The organism is Streptomyces sp. NPDC051677 (assembly GCF_044453465.1).
Taxonomy (GTDB): Bacteria; Actinomycetota; Actinomycetes; order Streptomycetales; family Streptomycetaceae; genus Streptomyces.
Genome location: NZ_JBITCT010000005.1, coordinates 244,759 through 262,856, shown reverse-complemented (window position 1 = coordinate 262,856; position 18,098 = coordinate 244,759). Strand labels below are relative to the sequence as shown.

Sequence of the window (18,098 nt, the reverse complement as noted above, 5' to 3'; positions counted from 1 at the left end):
CATGCGGATACTCATGACGCTGCTGGTTCTCGCGGTCGTCGGAGTGGGCGGCTGGCAGCTGTTGCCGTCGCAGGAGAACGACGAGGCGGCCATCACGGTCGGCACGACGGACACCGTCACCTCGCTCGACCCGGCCGGCGCCTACGACGCCGGATCCTGGGCGCTGTTCAGCAACGTCTTCCAGTCGCTGCTGACGTACGAGCCGGGCGGCGTCTCACCCGTGCCGGACGCGGCCAAGCGCTGTTCCTTCGGCAAGGGCGGCCTGGTCACGTACACGTGCGAGCTGCGCGACGACCTCACCTTCGCCGGCGGCGGCAAGGTGACGGCCGAGGACGTGAAGTTCTCCTTCGACCGGGTCAAGAAGATCAACTCGGACGTCGGTCCGTCGTCCCTGTTCTCCACCCTGAAGTCGGTGGACGCCAAGGGTCTGACCGTCACCTTCCACCTCTCGGCGCCGGACGCCACCTTCCCGTTCAAGGTGGCCACCGGAGCAGGTTCCATCGTGGACCACACCCGCTACCCGGCGGACGCGCTGCGCACCGGCAGCGACGTCGACGGCAGCGGCCCCTACAAGCTGACGGGGTACACCAAGGGCAAGAAGGTCCTTCTGTCGCCCAACTCGCGCTACAAGGGAGCGGTTTCCACCGGAGCGCCCATCGAGCTGCGCTACTACGCGGACCCCGACGCCCTGGAGAAGGCCTGGAAGGCCAAGGACGTCGAGGCCGCCACCCGGCAGCTGCCGCCCGCGGTCCTCGCCGCCCTCAACACCAGCGACCCGGGGCAGCGCGTCACCGAGGCCGACAGCTCCGAGACCCGCAACCTGTACTTCAACACCCGCTCCGACTCACCGCTGCACGACACCGACGTCCGCAAGGCGATGGCCTGGCTGATCGACCGTGAGAAGTTGGCGTCGACCGTGTACGACGGGACCGTCGAGCCGCTGTACTCGCTCGTCCCGACCGGCATCACCGGCCACACCACCTCCTTCTTCGACGCCTACCCGAACCAGAACTCCGAGAAGGCCCGCAAGCTCCTGAAGAAGGCCGGCGTCAGCATCCCGGTGACCTTCACCTACGGCTACGGCCTGGGCAGCGGCGCCGCGGCGAGCGAGGCCCAGGAGCTCAAGCGGCAGCTGGAGGCCGGCGGCCTGTTCAAGGTGAACGTCAAGGGTTACGAGTGGACCGACTTCCAGAAACGGTGGGCCTCCGGAAAACTCGACGCGTACGCCGTCGGCTGGGTCGCCGACTACCCCGACCCGGACACGTTCGCGGCGCCGCTCGTCGGCACCGGCTCCACGATGAACACCGGCTACAGCAGCAAGGCCGTCGACAAGTACATCGCCAACAGCCAGCAGTTCGCCGACCGCAGCGGGGTCGCCGACGACTTCCGTGACCTGCAGCAGGTCATCGCCGAGGACGTGCCGGTCATCCCGCTGTGGCAGCGCAAGGAGTACGTCGTCACCAGCGCGGACGTCGGCGGCGGCCAGTATCTGGCGGACGGCAACGGCGTGTTCCGCCTCTGGAAGCTCGACTGGATCTGATCCGAGCCGACGCGTGCGATCGCGGTCGGGTCGTGGCCCGCTCGCGGTCCGGTCGCGGCCCGCTCGGTGCTTGATCCCGCGCGCCGGGCATGCGCCCCCGTGACACCGGGCAGGCACCCGATGGGCACCATGTGACGGAGGTGTGTTCGGGGTGAGGAGCAGACGTGTCGAGACGCAACTCCTTCCGGCTGCCCCGGCACCCGGCGTCCGTCGGCCTCGCCCGGCGCCGGGTGCGCGACCATCTCGCCGACTGGGGACACGGCCCGGACGACCCGGCGCTGGCCGACGCCGTCCTCGTCGTGTCGGAGCTCGCCACCAACGTCGTACGCCACGGGCCGCTTCTGGAGCGGGAGTTCGAGGTGGCCGTCACGGCTCTCGGCGACGGCTCCTGTCTCATAGAGGTGTCCGACGAAGGCCGGCTCGAGCCCCGGCCGCAGCTGGTCGGCGAGTGGGAGGAACACGGCCGCGGCCTGCACCTGGTGGAGCACATCGCCGCCGCCTGGGGCGTCTGGAGCAGGGGCCGCCACGGCAAGACGGTCTGGGCCCTGATCGTGACCCCGATCCTGGGCGCCCACGCCTAAGGGCACACGCCCAGGGGCACTCACCTAGGGGCGCAAGCCGGGGGCGCAAGCCGGGGGGCGGCGCACCCGGCGGCGGTGTCCGCTCAAGGGCAGTTCTTCGGGCGCGTCGGCAGTTCCACGGTCACCTCCAGGCCCTCGCCCCGTGCCGTGCGCACGCTCACCTCGCCGCCGTGAGCCTCGACGACGCCCTGCACGATCGCCATGCCCAGCCCGCTGCCCGCGCCGCCGCCGGCCCGGAAGAAGCGGTCGAAGACCCGCGCCGCGTCCTCCGCGCCCAGCCCCGGCCCCTTGTCCTCGACCGACAGCCGTACGATCCCGTCCACGCGCTCCGCCCCGAGCCGCACCGGCACGTCGGCGGGCGTGTGGGTGCGCACATTGGCCACCAGGTTGCCCAGCACCTGCCGCAGCCCCGACTCGTCGGCCCGCACCAGCAGCGCTCCCTCGGCCTCGACCGTGACCGGCCGATCGGGCTGCTGCGCCCTGAGGTCCTGCGCCGCGTCCCGCATCAGCCGGCTCACGTCCACGTTGCGCAGCCGCAGCTCGGGCCGCTGGTCGAGCCGGGCCAGCATGAGCAGCTCGTCGACGAGCCGGCCCATGCGGTCCACCTCGCCGTTCATCCGGTCCCAGGCCCGCCGCCGCTCGTCCGGCTCGACCAGCATCCCCTGGTCGTACAGCTGGAGATAGCCGCGGATCGCCGAGAGGGGGGTGCGCAGCTCGTGCGAGGCGTCGGCGACGAACCGGCGCAGCTGGGCCGCGCTGCGCTCGCGCGTGCGGTACGCCGTCTCCACCTGGTGGAGCATGGAGTTCAGGGCGAGCCGCAGCTGCTCCACCTCCTGGGTGGGGTGGTGGCTGGAGGGCACCCGTCGGGTCAGGTCCCCCTCGGCTATCGCCGACGACGTCTCGACCATGTCCTCCAGCGGCCGCATCCGCCGTCGCACGCTCCACATCGTCAGACAGGCGAGCAGGGCCAGCAGCAGCGTGCCGACGGCGAGGTCGAGCTTCAGGGCCTTCGCTATGCCTTTGTGGAGGGCGTCCGTCGACGTCGACAGCAGGATGTACGTGCCGTCGGAGAGCCGGGTCGCGGTCACCCGGTAGGCCGTGCCGTGCACGGTCACGTCGTGCGGGTCGGAGTCCCGGGTGAGCGCGCCCGGGTCGGACACGGCGTCCGCGAGGCCGAGCTGGGCCTCGGTCGGCCGGATGCCGAACAGGGGCACGGCCTTGCCCTTGCCGTCCACGGCGGTGAACACGGAGTCCGGCGCCGGCCGCTCGCCCGTGTGCTCGGGGAGCAGCCGGTCACGGACGAAGCCGAGGACGCTGAGCGAGTCGATCTGCCGCATGGTGAGCTGCGAACTCCCCAGGGACTCACGGGTCTTGACGAGGTCGGAGTCGACCTGGTCCAGGAGGTAGTGGCGCATGGCCATGAGGCTGATCGCGGTCGCGGCGACGATGCCGAGCGCGAGCAGCGCCACGTTGGCCGCCGTCAGCTTGCCCCGCAGGGAGTGCAAGCCGTGGTGGACCCGCCTCATGCCAGCCCGTACCCCACGCCCCGCCGCGTGGTGATCACCGGCGGTCCCAGGGTGTCCAGCTTGCGCCGCAGATAGCTGATGTACGTCTCGACGACCGTCGATTCCGGCGGGGTGTGCTCGTACTGCCAGACATGGCGCAGGAGTTGCTCCTTGGGGACGATCCGGCCGCCGTTGCGCACCAGGAAACGCAGCAGCGCGTACTCGGTGGGGGTGAGCTCGACCGAGCGGCCCGCGCGGTGCGCGCTGTACGTCGTCTCGTCCAGCTCCAGATCGCCGTAGCGCAGCGGCGGGCGCTGCGGCAGGACGTCGGCCGGCCGCGTACGCCGCAGGACCGCCGTGATGCGGGCGATCACGACGTCGATGTCGAAGGGCTTGGTGATGTAGTCGTCGCCGAAGCCGAGGGCGCCGACGATCTCCGCCGGCGCGTCCCGCGCGGTGAGGAACACCAGCGCCAGGTCCGGCCTGCGGGCGCGCAGCTCACGGCCCAGCGCTCGGCCGTCGCCGTCCGGCAGCATCACGTCCAGGAGGGCCACGTCCGGCCGGGTGCGGTCGGCGAGGGCGAGGGCCTCGCGGACGGTGCCCGCCGTCATCACCTCGAAGCGGTGGTAGCGCAGGGCGATGGCGAGGACGTCCGTGATGCTCGGTTCGTCCTCCACGACCAGCACGGTGCCGCAAGCCTTCGTCATGCCCCCAGTATCGGCGGGCCCACTGACAATCCGGGCCGGTTCGCACTTTGGAGTTCCTTGAGAGTCATGGCCGTTGCATGTCCACACCCACGCGGTGACGCCAATCCTGTTGCCCAGGACCTGGGGGGACCAACCGACTCTGAGTGAGGAGCTCGATCGTGGCGGCATTGGCACGCTGGTGCTACCGGCATCGGCTGGTGGTCCTGTTGCTGTGGGTGGGGGCGCTGTTCGGCCTGGGATTCTCGGCCTCGACGGCGGGCACGGACTACGCGAACGTCTTCTCCCTCCCCGACACGGACTCCAAGAAGGCGTACGACCTGATGGAGAAGGCGTTCCCCGCGCGCGCGGGCGACACCGACACGGTCGTGTGGAAGGTCGACGACGGCTCGGTACGGGACCAGGACGTACGGTCCCGGGTCCAGCCCGCGCTCGACGAGATGGCGAAGATGAAGGGCGTCGGCGAGGTCACGAGCCCCTACGCGGGCGCGCAGGGGGCGGCGCAGATCAGCCGCGACGGGCGGATCGCCTACGCCCAGATCACCTTCACCGAGCAGGCGAACGCCGTCCCCAAGGAACTCGTCCAGGACGTCGTCGACACCGCCCAGGACGCCGAACAGCGCGGCCTGGAGGTCGAGTTGGGCGGCCAGGCCATCCAGCGGGTGCAGGAGCCGCCCACCGGCCTCGCCGAGATGGTGGGCCTCGCGGCGGCCGCGGTGGTCCTGTTCCTGGCCTTCGGCTCGCTCTTCGCGATGCTGCTGCCGCTCGCCGTGGCGATCTTCGGCGTCGGCATGGGCCTGTTCTCGACGCAGCTGCTCAGCCATGTCACCGACATCCCCGACCTGGCCCCGCTGCTCTCCTCCCTGATCGGCCTCGGCGTCGGCATCGACTACGCCCTGTTCATCGTCACCCGGCACCGCAAGGGCGTCCTGCGCGGACAGGACCCGGAGGAGTCGGCGGTCACCGCCCTCAACACCTCCGGCCGGGCGGTGCTGTTCGCGGGCGGCACGGTGTGCATCGCGCTGGCCGGCATGCTGGTGACGAACCTGCGCTTCCTGGACGGCGTCGTCATCGGCACGTCCGTGACCGTGATCCTCAGCGTCCTCGCGGCCACCACCCTCCTGCCCGCGCTGCTCGGCTTCCTCGGCGTGCGCGTGCTCAGCCGCAAGCAGCGCAAGCGGCTGGCCGCGACCGGCCCGGAGCCGGAGAGGGCGAGCGGCCCCGCGGCCCGCTGGTCGGCGAACGTGCAGCGCCGCCCCCGTCGGATCGCGGCCCTCGCGCTCGTCGTCATGGCCGTCCTCGCCCTGCCCGTGCTGTCGCTGCGCCTCGGCGCCACCGACCAGGGCAACGACGACGCCTCGACGACCACCAGGAAGGCCTACGACCTGCTCGCCGAGGGCTTCGGACCGGGCTTCAACGGCCCGCTCCAGGTGGTCGTGGACGGCGGCGACGCCACCGCGCTCGTCCAGGGCATCAAGGACACACCCGGCGTCGCCCAGGTGGCCGCACTGCCGCCCGCGAACGGCGTCACAGTCGTCCAGGTGGTCCCGACGACCTCCCCGCAGTCCGAGCAGACGGACACCCTGATCGACCGTCTGCGCGACGACGTCGTCCCGCAGGCCGGGGCGAAGGCCCACGTGGGCGGCGTCACGGCGGTCTCCAAGGACTTCGCCACGGTCACCGGCGACCGCCTGCCTCTGTTCATCGCGACGATCATCGGCCTGGGCTTCCTGCTGCTCATGGTCGCCTTCCGCTCGCTGGTGGTGCCGCTGACGGCGGCCGTGATGAACCTGGTCGCGGCCGCGGCTTCCTTCGGCGTCCTCGTCGCCGTCTTCCAGTACGGCTGGGGCCTGGACCTGCTCGGCCTCGGCAAGGAGGGCCCGATCAACGCCTTCCTGCCGGTCATCATGCTGTCGCTGCTCTTCGGCCTGTCCATGGACTACCAGGTGTTCCTGGTCAGCCGGATGCACGAGGAGTGGGTCCACACGAAGGACAACGCGCGCGCGGTCCGCGTCGGCCTGGCCGAGACCAGCCGGGTCATCAACTCCGCGGCTCTGATCATGGTGTGCGTGTTCCTCGCGTTCGTCCTGAGCGGAGACTCGAACGGAGCGATGGCGGGCGTCGGCCTCGCGGCGGCGGTCGCGCTGGACGCGTTCATCCTGCGCACGGCCCTCGTACCGGCCGCGATGCACCTCCTCGGCAACTCCAACTGGTGGCTGCCGGCGGGGCTGGAGAAGCGGCTGCCGCATCTGGCGGTCGAACCGAAGGAGGACGCGCAGGACGCGGCTGCCGGGCACGGCAAGGGTCCCGCCTCGGCCGTCCACGGCTTCGTACGGGACACGACCGGCGACCCGGTCGAGGGCGCCACGGTGACCCTCCTGACGAAGGGCGGCCGCCAACTCGACCGCGTCACGGCCCTCGCCGACGGCTCCTACATCCTCTCGGTCCCGACCCCGGGAACCTACCTTCTGGCGACGACGGCCCCGTCGTACGCCCACCCGTCGCCCGACCACCACCCCTCAACGAGGCGCTCCGCGCCGCCCCTGTCGAATAGCGCCCGCCAGGTCACGATCGCGAGCGAACCGCTGGTGTTCGACGTAGAGCTGGCCGAGGGCGAGATGGACGTGGACGCCCCCAGGTGACCTGAGCCACTGGAGCTACTGGAGCATCTGGAGCCACTCGACCTACTCGCCGTGCTCGACGTGTTCGGCGCTCTGGTCCGCCGGACCCGGTGAAGACTTCTTCTGGCCCGTCTTCGCCGGGTCCGGCACTGCGTTGGTCATGCCGGGCAGGAAGTCCGTGAACAGGTCGTGCACCTCCAGGACGAGCGGCCGCAGCACCCGGAACCGGGCGAGCGCCACACCCCGCGCGGTGAGCCGCGCTCCCCGTCCGGCCAGCCGGTAACTGCGTTCGCGCCCTGCCGTACGGTCGTAGATCCAGTACATGACGAGGCCCATCTGGGAGAGCCACATCAACTCGGGCAGCACCTCCCGCAGTTCCTCCGGCACCTTCGCCTTCGAGCCCGCGAGCACCTCCTTGTGGACGGCGATGGCCTCCACGCGCGCGTGCTCCGATTCGGCGGAGAACGGGCTGAGCGGGCTGTCCGGATCGGCGGCCGTCTTGAAGAACTGCACCGCGAACTCGTGGTAGGGCGTGGCCACGTCCAGCCAGGTCCGCAGCACGCCCGCCAGCCGCGCCTCCAGGCTGGTCTCCCGCGCCAGGATGCCCCGGACCGCCTCCCGGTGTTCGGCCGCGAGCCGGTCGTAGAAGCCCTGGATCAGGTGTTCCTTGCCGGCGAAGTAGTAGTACGCGTTGCCGACCGAGACCCCGGCCTCCTTGGCGATGGCCCGCATCGTCGTCTTGTCGTAACCGCGCTCCTGGAACAGCCGCATCGCCGTCTCCAGGATCAGCGCACGGGTCTGCTCGGACTTGCTGACGGGCGGGACGGCGTCGTCGTGGCCGGTGTCGCCACGGTCGGTGTCCTCGCCGGGGTTCTCGATGTTCGCAGGCACGGAACGGAGCCTAACGAGTGGAGCAGGAGCCGTCGGCACAGGTGGGCGGGTTGTAGGCCCAGCCCTGGTGCGGATCGTACGACCACCCGTCGCCCCGCCGGTAGACGCCCCCGCCCCAGCCCACGCCCTGCCTGTGCCCGTCCCGCCACTTGGCGGCGGCGAGCACGGCCGCCCGCGCGAGCTTCGCCCCGGCGGGCGTGCTCAGCCGGTGCGCGAGCGGGCGGTGCTCGCGCAACGCCCACAGGGTGACGATCCAGGCGGCGGCGCCCGTGTAGACCTGACCGGCGTCGCCGACGACGGTGATCTCGTCGAGGGTGGCGCGATGATCCAGGCCGGGATAGCGGGCGCAGGCCTCGGCGGAGGCCGCCGGGACGAACTCCAGCGGCACCAGCTGCGGCTGCCGGCCCAGCCAGTCGCGCAGAAAGCCGCACAGGGAGCACTCGGCGTCGAAGAGGACGGTGAGCCGGCGAACCGGGACGCGCAGGGCGTCCCGGCCGACGGCGGCCTGTTCTGTCCCTCGGACGGCCATGGCGCTCAGGCTCCCGCGGTGGGCGCTGCGGGGGCGGCCCAGCCCTGCGGGGCGACCGGCGGCAGCTGCTCGCGCTCCATGACCCCGCGCCGCCGGATCCGGTTGAGCACGTACACGTTGGCCAGGTGCATCGCCCCGAGCACCAGCAGCACCACGCCCAGCTTGGTCGACAGGGCCTCGAAGATCCCGCGGGTGTCCTCGACGGTGTCGTCGCTGCTCAGGTAGAGGGCGACGAAGCCGAGGTTGACCAGGTAGAAGCCGACCACCAGAAGGTGGTTGACGGCGTCGGCGAGCTTCTCGTTCCCCTGCAGCACATCGGCGAGGAAGACCCGCCCGTGGTGACTGAGGGTCCTGGCGACCCAGACGGTCAGACCGATGCTGACGACCAGGTAGACGACGTAGGCGATGACCGTGCGATCCATGTTTCCCCACCTCTTGTTGAACCGGCCGAACAAGTTGAACGCGTTCAAAACACTGTCAGGGATGACTGTAGCCCCGTTTTTGAACACGTTCAACAGCGGGGGCGGGCGAAGGGTATGACCCCTGACACCTCCCCAACTCGGGCCGCTTGGAGCAGTCCGTGAATCCGAGGACGTTCCCCCCCCAGGTATCGGCGACCTCGACGGTCCACCCGGTGGCGACGGAGAAGGGCTGATCGAGCGGCACGACCCCGACCCCGGCCAACCGCCGCGCCGCGGCCCGGGCGGCCGGCGCCTCCACCCACACCCGCGTGGCCGACCAGGGCGGCGCCCGATGCCCCAAGGCCTCTTCCCGCCGCAACTTCGAACGCCGCTCCGATTCCCTGATCCCGCTCAACGTCCTGCTCTCGGACCACCTCGGCACCGCGAACACCTCGGTGGACGTGGCCTCGGGTCAGACGGTGGCCCGTCGTGCTTTCAAGCCGTATGGCGAGGTAAGAGGAATGAAGCCGACCGCGTGGCCCAACAAGCGCAGCTGCCTCGGTACCGGAATCGACGACGCGGCCACGAGCCTGACCCACATCGGGGCACGCGAATACGACCAGAATTCGGGTCACTTCCTGTCGGCCGACCCGGTCGTCAATTTCGCTGATCCGCTTCAGGTGAATGGATGCGCCTACAGCAACAGCAGCCCGATCAGCATGAGCGACCCGACCGGCCTTCTGCATACCGTGCTCAGCCTGCCGTAGAGCACTCCGCGCCAAGCGCGCGTAGGGGGGCCGGTAAGAAAGCTGTCTCCGATCCTGCTGCCTTATTCCGCGGGGGAGTTCATTGGCCAGGGCAGCGGCGGCCATCCTGGCGTTTTCGGTCGGTGGTCGGACCGGTTGCCCGCGTTGGCAGGGTGTGTGCTGGTCTTCTCAGGTGAGGAGGGCGGCGATGGCTGCGGTCACGGCGGTGGCGAGGGTGATGACTGCGGCGAACGTGGTCGCGGCGCGGGACAGTGCGGCGGGGTAGGTGGCGCCGTCCATGCGGGCGAGCTTGCCCGCGCCGGCGGCGGCCAGCAGTGCGACGACGATCACGAGTGTGGTGGTGAGCAGAACGACGGCGACGGTCACGGCAGACTCCCGGTACACGGTGGGGTGTTGACGTGGTCGAAGGTCGCGAAAGTCGTGTGCGCCATGGTCCGCCGGGATGAAAATGAACACCGGCGAACATGACGGGGCCCGGGGGCGAACACGTGCACGATAAACAGAACGGCCACAACCCGGTACTCACCGAACTGCGTAGGAGACTGAACGACGGTCTGGCCCAGGCCCGGCTGACCCAGAAGCAGCTCGTTGCCCGCACCGGGCTGGGGCGCACCACCGTGTCGGAGGCGCTGTCGCCCACGGGCCCGGTGCCGTCGGCGCGGACCGTTGCTGAGCTGGCCCGGGTGCTGAAGCTGCCGGGCGAGGAGTTGCTGGAGTTGCGGCGGGATGCGGCCGGGGACGGAAGGGACGGGGGCGACGATCAATCGGGGCCTGGCCGTCCGATCGAGGAATGGGAGCCGCACGATCTGGAGGTCCACCCTGCGGGGATCGGCCGAACCGCTCCCGGCTGCGAGGCACCTGCGGCGCGGGTGCTGCCCAGATACGTGCCCCGGGAGCATGACCGGGTACTGGCCGCAGCGGTAGGGGATGCGGCGGCAGGCCGCAGCCGGATCGTGGTGCTGGTGGGCACCTCATCGACGGGCAAGACCCGGGCGTGCTGGGAGGCTGTCCAGCCCCTCGCGGACCAGGGATGGCGCCTGTGGCACCCCTTCGGCCCGACCCGCGCGGAGGCCGCGCTGGTAGAGCTGTGCCGGGTCGGGGCGCGGACGGTGGTGTGGCTGAACGAGGCCCAGCACTACCTCGGCGACCGAGCGGACGGTGAACGGATCGCGGCGGCGGTACACCAGCTGCTGATCGATGAGAGGCACGGGCCGGTCCTGGTACTGGGCACGCTGTGGCCCGAGTACGCCGCCGAGTACGCCGCCTTGCCCCCACCGGGCGGGGAGGATCCGTACAGCCGGGTGCGGGAACTGCTGGCCGGCCGCACCCTGACCGTCCCGGACACCTTCGACGCCGATGCCCTGGCAGCGGCCGCCGTCCTTGCCGAGAACGGCGACCGGCTTCTGGCCGACGCCCTCACCCGCGCCCGCGCCGACGGGCGGGTGGCCCAGGACCTGGCCGGCGCGCCCGAACTCCTCAACTGCTACCAGTACGCCACCCCGCCCGCCCGAGCATTGCTGGAAGCGGCGATGGACGCACGCCGCCTCGGCGTCGGCCTCCACCTTCCCCAAGCCTTCCTCACCGACGCCGCCCTCGACTACCTCAGCCAGAGCGACTACGACAAGCTCACCGACGGCTGGGCGGAACTGGCCTACGCCGAACTCGCCAAACTGGTCCATGGCAAGCAGGCTCCCCTGCGCCGCACCGTTCCCCGTCCCCCACGGCGCCCACCCGCCCCCACCGTGGCCGCGGCAGCTGTGACTCCGCAGGCGGCGGGAACCCAGTTCCGGCTCGCCGACTACCTCGACCAAAACGGCCGCACCACCCGCCGGCACTCGTGCCCACCTGCCTCCTTCTGGCACGCCGCACACGCTCACCTCACCCACCCCGACGACCTGAACAACCTCACCCAAGCGGCCGAGAGCCGGCACCGTTTGCAATGGGCCCACCACCTCCGCCACCGCGCTGCCACCCACGGCAGTACTGACGCCCTGTACCGGCTGGCAAAGATGAGGGAGGAGGCCGGGGACCGGGAAAGCGCCGAACTCCTTCTCCGGCAGGCCATCGACCACAGCAACACCAATGCCCTGTCTCTCCTGGTGATGATGCGAGACGAGGGCGGAGACCCGGAAGGCGCCGAACTCCTTCTCCGGCAGGCCATCGACCACGGCAACACCGACGCCCTGTACCTCCTGGCGGTGATGAGGGAGAGGGCTGGGGACCGGGAAGGCGCCGAACTCCTTCTCCGGCAGGCCATCGACCACGGCAACACTGACGCCTTATCCCTCCTGGTGACGATGCGGGAGGAGGCTGGGGACCGGGAAGGCGCCGAACTCCTTCTCCGGCAGGCCATCGACCACAGCGACGCCAGCGTCCTGTACCGCCTGGTGATGATGCGAGAGGAGGCCAGGGGCCGGGAAGGCGCCGAACTCCTTCTCCGGCAGGCCGCCGACCACGGCAACACCGACGCCCTGCGCTTCCTGGCGGAGATGCGGGACGAGGCCGGGGACCGGGAAGGCGCCGAACTCCTTCTCCGGCAGGCCGCCGACCACGGCAACACCGACGCCCTGCAAGTCCTGGCGGTGATGCGGGAGGAGGCCGGGGACCGGAAAGGCGCTGAATCCCTGGCCCGCCAGGCTGCCAACCACGGCAACACCTACGCTTTGGGTCGGCTGGCGGTGATGCGGGAGGAGGCCGGGGACCGGGAGGGCGCCAAAGCCCTTCTCCGGCAGGCCGCCGACCACGGCGGCACCTACGCCTTGGCCCGCCTGGCGGTGATGCGGGAGGAGGCCGGGGACCGGGAGGGCGCCGAGACCCTGGCCCGGCAGGCCGCCGACCACGGCGACACCAACACCCTGGACCGCCTGGCGGTGATGCCTGCGATATTCCACAGACTGTGGCCGGACGGCCTGGATCCAGACGGTACGCCGACAGTCCCATGGCAACCGTCGGTGTACGTCTCGCTCAGCCGACACGTACCGCCCGGCACGTCCTAGGGAATACCGTCATTTGCGGCAGGTCGAGCACCTTCTCCTCCATCCCATGTTCGAACCAACCGTGTGCGGAACTCGCACAGCACCGAGGCGTCGGACCCGGGATCATCCAGCTCCAGGCCGAGCGCGTATTTCCGGTCTATGCCGTACCGAACCCGATGCGCTGCCGTCCGGTCGGTGAGGTTCTCGGCGAACTGCAACACCGTCACCAGCGCGAGCTGGCCCGGTGACCAGCCCGGCCGCCCTCTGGCTCCGAACGCCTCGGCGAACTCGGCGTCAGCGAACAACTCGCCCAGCTCGTCACGGACCCGCATCGCCAACGGGTACGCGCCCCGTGCCGCCACCGCCCTCGCCACCTGCGCAGTCAGCTCGGGGACCGTCGGCCACGGCCTTGGCTGCATCGACATTCCACACCCCACCCGCGACCGGGAACGCCAAGACGGCCGCTGCTGTCCTGACCAACGAGCCCCCAGTCGCGCCGGGCATGGAATAAGCCGGCAGGATCGGTGACAGCGTTCTTACCGTCACCCCGAGTCGGGACAACTCGCTTTGCACCAATGGGATTCGCGAAGCCGTCGATCGTATTCAAATCGTCCAGACCGTTAATGGTGATGCAACTCATAATGTCCAGATACTTGATGCCGAGCGATAGGTTTGATGGCGAAGAGGTGAGTGCTCTCGCTACTCAGGGGGGGTCTCTGTTCTGCCCGATGCAGTGATGGCGGCCGTCTCCACCGATGGCGTCCGATCTCGCGGCTTCATTGTGTCGCGCGCTCAAGCCTGGGATGTATGGCGTCGGCTGCATGAGTGGCATTCCATCGGTTCGGGCTGGTATCCGGTTCTGTCGGTGGTGGATCCCAGGGCCTTGGTCCAGAGTTTTCCCGGCGAAGTTCCCGCAGCCGGCCGGGAGGCCGTCGCTGCGGCAGTGGCTCGTGACCCGGATGAAGTCATTGCCGAGATGGTGGCCGCTTTTGTCGTGGACTCGCTCGACAAGAGCCCGGACGACGAAGCCATGCGTGGGTGGTTGGAGATGCTGACGCCACGGCTTTTGGCCGAATCCTTGGCCGGACCGGTTGAGGCACCCCTGCCAGGTGACCCGTGGGCGGGTTTTCTGGCCGGAGAGTCGGAAGTCTGGATGTGCCTGGTGGAGGCGCGGCACGGGTATGAGATTCCAGTGCTGTTGCAGGGCCTTCCCCATACCCCCAACTGGTGGGTCGACAAGGCGCAACGAGGACTGGAGCCCGCAGATCACCTGGCGTTTTGTGTAGTTGGCAGAGGCGCTTCGGCGCCGAACTCTTCTACCTCGACGGCGGCAATCTGCGGTTGGCTGTGAGCCGCCCTCCCCTGACGCCGTTGGCTGCCGCACAAGCCGCCGTCGAGCTGTTCGCCTACTCCAGCGACGGCGCGCCGGACCTGCCCGTGCTTGCTGACGGAGAGATCCGTTCGACCGTGTGGACGTGTTGGTGGGACTGAGCTGGGGAGTTCTGTGGCTAACCGAGCAGTCGGCTTCCCGATGTCGGGTTCGGCTGGGACCGTGCCCCGCCCGAGGTTAGGCGACGATCACCCGAGTCCCGTTGAAGTTGGCGACGATCTCCAACTCTCCGCCGAGCGCCGCGACATAGGCCGCCACGGTCCCCAGCTCCGTCGACGCCGTCCTGCCACGCTCGATGGCGGACACCCGCTCCTGCCTCACATGCATACGGTCGGCCACCTCGCGCTGTGTCAGACCGAGCTGCCGGCGCATCTCGGCGAGGCGATGTGCGCGGGCCTCGGCCACCATGCGCTGGGCTCCGGAAGTGATCTCTTCGAGGTCATCGGTGTCGAAGATCTCCTGTTTGGCCTCGTCCCAGGAGTGGAAGCTGGTCACTTCTGCGTCTCCTTCCCGTGGCGTTGGGCCAGATGATCCAGCCACAGGGCGTAGCGCTCTTCGGCGAGCGGGATCGCACGCCGGTACCACTCTGTCCACTGCCCCGACTTGTCACCCGCGACAAGCAGGACGGCGTTGCGCTCCGGATCAAAGGCGAACAGGACGCGGATTTCCGTGCTCCCGCCCGATCCGGGGCGTAGCTCTTTGAGGTGATGCAGAGCTGAACCCTTGATCCGGTCGACCAGAGGGCGTCCGAGGTCAGGGCCTTCCTCCACCAGGGCCTGGATCGCCTGTCCCACGAGGCGCGCTGTGAGGCGATCGTCCTTGCGCAGCGTGTGCAGCCAGTCGAGTACCTCTCCGGTCATTTCAAGATGCCAGGTCACGAACGACCAGCCTGTAGTACGTAGCCATACTAGTACGTTGCTGTACTGATGGCATTCGTGCGGAGCGAACCGAGGACGGTCACCCGATGGGGTGACCTGATCTGTCGTTCAGGATCTCCAGGCGCTGCTCGCCCGTCTCGTCACGCCTGGATGGGTTGCGCCTGGCGTGGATCCGTGAAAGATGACCGCATGTGGACAGAGCTGATCTCCTCGCTCGCGGGGGACGTGGATCTTGGCGGGCCCGGTTGTGAGCAGGAAATGCGGGTGGCTGAGGTGGTGTTGGGGCATCCTCTGCCTGCCGCGCTCAAGGATTTCTGGCGGGTGGCGGACGGCGCCCGCGACAAGTACGGGGCCGGCGTCGTGGGCTCGGTCGGTGAAGTCGTGGACCGGAACCTGGAGTTCAGGAGCTCGGCCGACTTCCGGGGGCTCTACATGCCGTTCGATCCGCTGTTGCTGTTCGGGGAGAGCGGCGGCGGTGACCTGTTCGCCTTCGTCGTCAAGCCCGGGCGGCCGGACGTCTTCGTCTGGGATCACGAGAGCGACAGCCGCCGCTGGGTGGCGAGCAGCCTGGAGGACTACCTTCGGCGCCGGCTCGGCAGCGGTGATCCCGAGTGGTACGCGTCGTGGTGAGAGCGGCTCGGTCGGTCGTCCTCGACCGGCCTGCCTTGGGGAGGCCGGTGACATCCAGCCGGCACGGCGAAGGCCCCGCCCCCGGCGGCAAACCGGGAACGGGGCCCTCATGGGCGTACTGCAGAGAACCTAGAAGCGGCGCGTGATCAGTGCCTTCTTCACCTCGGCGATCGCCTTCGTCACCTCGATGCCGCGCGGGCAGGCGTCCGTGCAGTTGAACGTGGTGCGGCAGCGCCAGACGCCGTCCTTGTCGTTCAGGATCTCCAGGCGCTGCTCGCCCGCTTCGTCACGGCTGTCGAAGATGAAGCGGTGGGCGTTCACGATGGCGGCCGGGCCGAAGTACTGGCCGTCGTTCCAGAACACCGGGCAGGACGAGGTGCAGGCCGCGCACAGGATGCACTTCGTCGTGTCGTCGAAGCGCTCGCGGTCCTCCGCCGTCTGCAGGCGTTCGCGCGTGGGCTCGTTCGTGTCCTTGGTGATCAGGAACGGCATCACGTCGCGGTACGCCTGGAAGAACGGCTCCATGTCGACGACCAGGTCCTTCAGGACCGTCAGGCCCTTGATGGGCTCGACCGTGATCGGCTTCGCGGGGTTGAGGTCCTTGATCAGCGTCTTGCACGCGAGGCGGTTCTTGCCGTTGATCCGCATCGCGTCCGAACCGCAGATCCCGTGGGCGCAGGAACGGCGGAAGGTCAGGGTGCCGTCCTGGTCCCACTTGATCTTGTGGAGGGCGTCGAGGACGCGCTCCTTCGGGTCGATCTCCAGCTGGAAGTCTTCCCAGACCGCTTCCCCCGAGACCTCGGAGTTGAAGCGGCGGATGCGGAAGGTGGCCGTGATGTACGGCGAGTCGGCGAAGCCGGGCTCGGGCGTGCCGGCCGCGTCCGCCTTGTCCAGGGTCGGGGTTGCCATCAGTACTTACGCTCCATCGGCTGGTAGCGGGTCTGGACGACCGGCTTGTAGTCGAGACGGATGGACTCGGCGCCGTCGTCGCCCACCTCGCGGTACGCCATGGTGTGGCGCATGAAGTTGACGTCGTCGCGGTTGGGGTAGTCCTCGCGGTAGTGACCGCCGCGGGACTCCTTGCGGGCGAGGGCGGAGACCGCCATGACCTCGGCGAGGTCCAGGAGGTTGCCGAGCTCGATGGCCTCCAGCAGGTCCGTGTTGAACCGCTTGCCCTTGTCCTGGATCGAGACGTTCTTGTAGCGCTCGCGGAGTTCCGCGATCTTCTCGACCGCCGTCTTGATCGTCTGCTCCGTGCGGAACACCATGACGTTCGCGTCCATGGTCTCCTGCAGCTCGCGGCGCAGGACCGCCACACGCTCGGTGCCCGTCGCCGACCGCAGCTGCTCCACCTGGGAGACGACGAGCTCCGCCGGGTTCTCCGGCAGCTCGACGAAGTCCGCCTTCTGGGAGTACTCGGCGGCGGCGATGCCCGCACGCTTGCCGAACACGTTGATGTCCAGAAGGCTGTTCGTGCCCAGGCGGTTCGCGCCGTGCACCGAGACGCAGGCGACCTCGCCGGCGGCGTACAGGCCCGGGACGACCGTGGTGTTGTCGGACAGCACCTCACCCTCGACGTTCGTCGGGATGCCGCCCATCGCGTAGTGCGCGGTGGGCTGGATCGGGATCGGGTCCGTGTACGGCTCGATGCCCAGGTAGGTACGCGCGAACTCGGTGATGTCGGGCAGCTTGGCGTCCAGCTGCTCCGGCGGGAGGTGCGTGAGGTCGAGGTAGACGTGGTCGCCCTCGGGGCCGCAGCCGCGGCCTTCCCGGATCTCCGTGTAGATGGAGCGGGACACGACGTCACGGGACGCGAGGTCCTTCATGACCGGCGCGTACTTCTCCATGAAGCGCTCGCCGTCCTTGTTGCGGAGGATGCCGCCCTCACCGCGGGCGCCCTCCGTCAGCAGGATGCCCATGCGCCAGATGCCGGTCGGGTGGAACTGGAAGAACTCCATGTCCTCCAGCGGCAGCCCGCGACGGTAGACGGCGGCCTGGCCGTCGCCGGTCAGCGTGTGCGCGTTCGACGTCACCTTGAAGAACTTGCCGCAGCCGCCGGACGCGTAGATCACGGCCTTCGCCTGGAAGACGTGGATCTCGCCGGTGGCGAGCTCGTACGCGACCACGCCGGCCGACCGCTTCACGCCGTCGACCTCGGTGATCAGCTGGTCCAGGACGTAGAACTCGTTGAAGAACTCCACGCCCTCCTTCACGCAGTTCTGGTACAGCGTCTGGAGGATCATGTGGCCGGTGCGGTCGGCCGCGTAGCAGGAGCGGCGGACCGGGGCCTCGCCGTGGTTGCGGCTGTGACCGCCGAAGCGGCGCTGGTCGATCGTCCCGTTGGGCGTCCGGTTGAACGGCAGGCCCATCTTCTCCAGGTCGAGGACCGAGTCGATGGCCTCCTTCGCCAGGATCTCGGCGGCGTCCTGGTCGACCAGGTAGTCACCGCCCTTGACCGTGTCGAAGGTGTGCCACTCCCAGTTGTCCTCCTCCACGTTGGCGAGCGCGGCGGCCATGCCGCCCTGCGCGGCGCCCGTGTGGGAGCGGGTGGGGTAGAGCTTGGTCAGGACCGCCGTGCGGCTGCGCTTCGTCGACTCGATGGCCGCGCGCATGCCCGCGCCGCCGGCGCCGACGATGACTGTGTCGTACTTGTGGATCTTCATGAGTGGTTCTCTCAGTCCCTCGG

At 69.4% G+C, this 18,098-nt stretch carries 18 protein-coding genes and 2 pseudogenes; 8 read left to right on the top strand and 12 right to left on the bottom strand.

All coding sequences use genetic code 11. The annotated features are described in order from the left end of the window. Position 1 precedes the first annotated feature (1 nt). Both ACIBAF_RS08360 and ACIBAF_RS08355 read left to right on the top strand, forming a co-directional pair. Entirely contained in the window at positions 2-1,540 is a 1,539-nt protein-coding gene (locus tag ACIBAF_RS08360) for an ABC transporter substrate-binding protein (RefSeq protein ID WP_399462346.1), read from the top strand. Between the two features lie 164 nt (positions 1,541-1,704). Next, the gene (locus ACIBAF_RS08355; RefSeq protein ID WP_399462345.1) at positions 1,705-2,121 is read left to right on the top strand and encodes an ATP-binding protein; all 417 of its coding nucleotides are present in this window, start codon (positions 1,705-1,707) and stop codon (positions 2,119-2,121) included. 83 nt (positions 2,122-2,204) lie between these two features. On the opposite strand, the gene ACIBAF_RS08350 is transcribed toward ACIBAF_RS08355, so the two are convergent. Both ACIBAF_RS08350 and ACIBAF_RS08345 read right to left on the bottom strand, forming a co-directional pair. Beyond that, positions 2,205-3,647 (bottom strand): sensor histidine kinase, encoded by a 1,443-nt coding sequence (locus ACIBAF_RS08350; protein ID WP_399462344.1) that lies wholly within the window; start codon positions 3,645-3,647, stop codon positions 2,205-2,207. Then, positions 3,644-4,333 carry a response regulator transcription factor gene (locus ACIBAF_RS08345; protein ID WP_399462343.1) on the bottom strand — a complete coding sequence of 230 codons (690 nt, stop codon included), beginning with the start codon at positions 4,331-4,333 and terminating at the stop codon, positions 3,644-3,646. The genes ACIBAF_RS08350 and ACIBAF_RS08345 overlap by 4 nt, the downstream gene beginning before the upstream one ends. Before the next feature lie 167 nt (positions 4,334-4,500). Here ACIBAF_RS08345 and ACIBAF_RS08340 point away from each other — a divergent pair, with 167 nt between their 5' ends. After that, on the top strand, positions 4,501-6,972 hold the full coding sequence (locus tag ACIBAF_RS08340) for an MMPL family transporter (RefSeq protein ID WP_399462394.1): 2,472 nt from the start codon (positions 4,501-4,503) through the stop codon (positions 6,970-6,972). 42 nt (positions 6,973-7,014) lie between these two features. Here the strand turns inward: ACIBAF_RS08340 and ACIBAF_RS08335 are convergent, their stop codons facing one another. The 4 genes and pseudogenes from ACIBAF_RS08335 to ACIBAF_RS08320 form a co-directional block, all read right to left on the bottom strand. Then, positions 7,015-7,842 (bottom strand): TetR family transcriptional regulator, encoded by an 828-nt coding sequence (locus ACIBAF_RS08335; RefSeq protein ID WP_399462342.1) that lies wholly within the window; start codon positions 7,840-7,842, stop codon positions 7,015-7,017. Between the two features lie 10 nt (positions 7,843-7,852). After that, entirely contained in the window at positions 7,853-8,371 is a 519-nt protein-coding gene (locus ACIBAF_RS08330) for a thiol-disulfide oxidoreductase DCC family protein (protein WP_399462341.1), read from the bottom strand. A gap of 5 nt (positions 8,372-8,376) precedes the next feature. Beyond that, positions 8,377-8,793: a hypothetical protein gene (locus ACIBAF_RS08325; RefSeq protein WP_399462339.1), complete on the bottom strand. Its 417-nt coding sequence runs from the start codon at positions 8,791-8,793 to the stop codon at positions 8,377-8,379. A gap of 55 nt (positions 8,794-8,848) precedes the next feature. Further along, positions 8,849-9,151, bottom strand: a pseudogene (locus ACIBAF_RS08320) (hypothetical protein); the annotation flags it as partial. 142 nt (positions 9,152-9,293) lie between these two features. Between ACIBAF_RS08320 and ACIBAF_RS08315 the strand changes: the two are divergent. After that, a complete protein-coding gene (locus tag ACIBAF_RS08315; protein WP_399462337.1) occupies positions 9,294-9,539 on the top strand; it encodes an RHS repeat-associated core domain-containing protein in 246 nt (81 codons plus the stop codon). A gap of 168 nt (positions 9,540-9,707) precedes the next feature. On the opposite strand, the gene ACIBAF_RS08310 is transcribed toward ACIBAF_RS08315, so the two are convergent. Then, on the bottom strand, positions 9,708-9,905 hold the full coding sequence (locus ACIBAF_RS08310) for a hypothetical protein (RefSeq protein WP_399462336.1): 198 nt from the start codon (positions 9,903-9,905) through the stop codon (positions 9,708-9,710). 122 nt (positions 9,906-10,027) lie between these two features. On the opposite strand from ACIBAF_RS08310, the gene ACIBAF_RS08305 reads away from it, so the two are divergent. Then, complete coding sequence (locus tag ACIBAF_RS08305; protein ID WP_399462334.1) at positions 10,028-12,535, top strand: hypothetical protein; 2,508 nt, start codon at positions 10,028-10,030, stop codon at positions 12,533-12,535. A gap of 35 nt (positions 12,536-12,570) precedes the next feature. Here ACIBAF_RS08305 and ACIBAF_RS08300 read toward each other — a convergent pair. Next, positions 12,571-12,939, bottom strand: a pseudogene (locus tag ACIBAF_RS08300) (transposase); the annotation flags it as partial. A 311-nt stretch (positions 12,940-13,250) separates the two neighbouring features. Here ACIBAF_RS08300 and ACIBAF_RS08295 point away from each other — a divergent pair. Both ACIBAF_RS08295 and ACIBAF_RS08290 read left to right on the top strand, forming a co-directional pair. Then, positions 13,251-13,865: a hypothetical protein gene (locus ACIBAF_RS08295; RefSeq protein WP_399462401.1), complete on the top strand. Its 615-nt coding sequence runs from the start codon at positions 13,251-13,253 to the stop codon at positions 13,863-13,865. After that, positions 13,793-14,005 carry a DUF4253 domain-containing protein gene (locus ACIBAF_RS08290; protein ID WP_399462333.1) on the top strand — a complete coding sequence of 71 codons (213 nt, stop codon included), beginning with the start codon at positions 13,793-13,795 and terminating at the stop codon, positions 14,003-14,005. Before ACIBAF_RS08295 ends, ACIBAF_RS08290 begins: the two co-directional genes overlap by 73 nt. Before the next feature lie 76 nt (positions 14,006-14,081). Here the strand turns inward: ACIBAF_RS08290 and ACIBAF_RS08285 are convergent, their stop codons facing one another. Together ACIBAF_RS08285 and ACIBAF_RS08280 are read right to left on the bottom strand one after the other, a co-directional pair. Beyond that, on the bottom strand, positions 14,082-14,399 hold the full coding sequence (locus tag ACIBAF_RS08285; RefSeq protein WP_399462332.1) for a helix-turn-helix domain-containing protein: 318 nt from the start codon (positions 14,397-14,399) through the stop codon (positions 14,082-14,084). Beyond that, a complete protein-coding gene (locus ACIBAF_RS08280) occupies positions 14,396-14,764 on the bottom strand; it encodes a type II toxin-antitoxin system RelE/ParE family toxin (protein ID WP_399462393.1) in 369 nt (122 codons plus the stop codon). The genes ACIBAF_RS08285 and ACIBAF_RS08280 overlap by 4 nt, the downstream gene beginning before the upstream one ends. 168 nt (positions 14,765-14,932) lie before the next feature. On the opposite strand from ACIBAF_RS08280, the gene ACIBAF_RS08275 reads away from it, so the two are divergent. After that, the gene (locus ACIBAF_RS08275; RefSeq protein ID WP_399462331.1) at positions 14,933-15,412 is read left to right on the top strand and encodes an SMI1/KNR4 family protein; all 480 of its coding nucleotides are present in this window, start codon (positions 14,933-14,935) and stop codon (positions 15,410-15,412) included. Positions 15,413-15,541: 129 nt separating this feature from the next. Here ACIBAF_RS08275 and ACIBAF_RS08270 read toward each other — a convergent pair whose 3' ends face one another. Together ACIBAF_RS08270 and sdhA are read right to left on the bottom strand one after the other, a co-directional pair. After that, on the bottom strand, positions 15,542-16,321 hold the full coding sequence (locus tag ACIBAF_RS08270) for a succinate dehydrogenase iron-sulfur subunit (RefSeq protein WP_399462330.1): 780 nt from the start codon (positions 16,319-16,321) through the stop codon (positions 15,542-15,544). Beyond that, complete coding sequence (sdhA, locus tag ACIBAF_RS08265) at positions 16,321-18,075, bottom strand: succinate dehydrogenase flavoprotein subunit (protein ID WP_399462329.1); 1,755 nt, start codon at positions 18,073-18,075, stop codon at positions 16,321-16,323. The genes ACIBAF_RS08270 and sdhA overlap by 1 nt, the downstream gene beginning before the upstream one ends. Positions 18,076-18,098 lie beyond the last annotated feature (23 nt).

What these genes read in the sequence shown, in the direction of transcription:
- ACIBAF_RS08360 (WP_399462346.1), top strand. Translation starts at nt 2, where the DNA reads ATGCGGATACTCATGACGCTGCTGGTTCTCGCGGTCGTCGGAGTGGGC.
- ACIBAF_RS08350 (WP_399462344.1), bottom strand. Translation starts at nt 3,647, where the DNA reads ATGAGGCGGGTCCACCACGGCTTGCACTCCCTGCGGGGCAAGCTGACG.
- ACIBAF_RS08345 (WP_399462343.1), bottom strand. Translation starts at nt 4,333, where the DNA reads ATGACGAAGGCTTGCGGCACCGTGCTGGTCGTGGAGGACGAACCGAGC.
- ACIBAF_RS08330 (WP_399462341.1), bottom strand. Translation starts at nt 8,371, where the DNA reads ATGGCCGTCCGAGGGACAGAACAGGCCGCCGTCGGCCGGGACGCCCTG.
- ACIBAF_RS08325 (WP_399462339.1), bottom strand. Translation starts at nt 8,793, where the DNA reads ATGGATCGCACGGTCATCGCCTACGTCGTCTACCTGGTCGTCAGCATC.
- ACIBAF_RS08315 (WP_399462337.1), top strand. Translation starts at nt 9,294, where the DNA reads ATGAAGCCGACCGCGTGGCCCAACAAGCGCAGCTGCCTCGGTACCGGA.
- ACIBAF_RS08295 (WP_399462401.1), top strand. Translation starts at nt 13,251, where the DNA reads ATGGCGGCCGTCTCCACCGATGGCGTCCGATCTCGCGGCTTCATTGTG.
- ACIBAF_RS08280 (WP_399462393.1), bottom strand. Translation starts at nt 14,764, where the DNA reads ATGACCGGAGAGGTACTCGACTGGCTGCACACGCTGCGCAAGGACGAT.
- ACIBAF_RS08275 (WP_399462331.1), top strand. Translation starts at nt 14,933, where the DNA reads ATGGGTTGCGCCTGGCGTGGATCCGTGAAAGATGACCGCATGTGGACA.
- ACIBAF_RS08270 (WP_399462330.1), bottom strand. Translation starts at nt 16,321, where the DNA reads ATGGCAACCCCGACCCTGGACAAGGCGGACGCGGCCGGCACGCCCGAG.
- sdhA (WP_399462329.1), bottom strand. Translation starts at nt 18,075, where the DNA reads ATGAAGATCCACAAGTACGACACAGTCATCGTCGGCGCCGGCGGCGCG.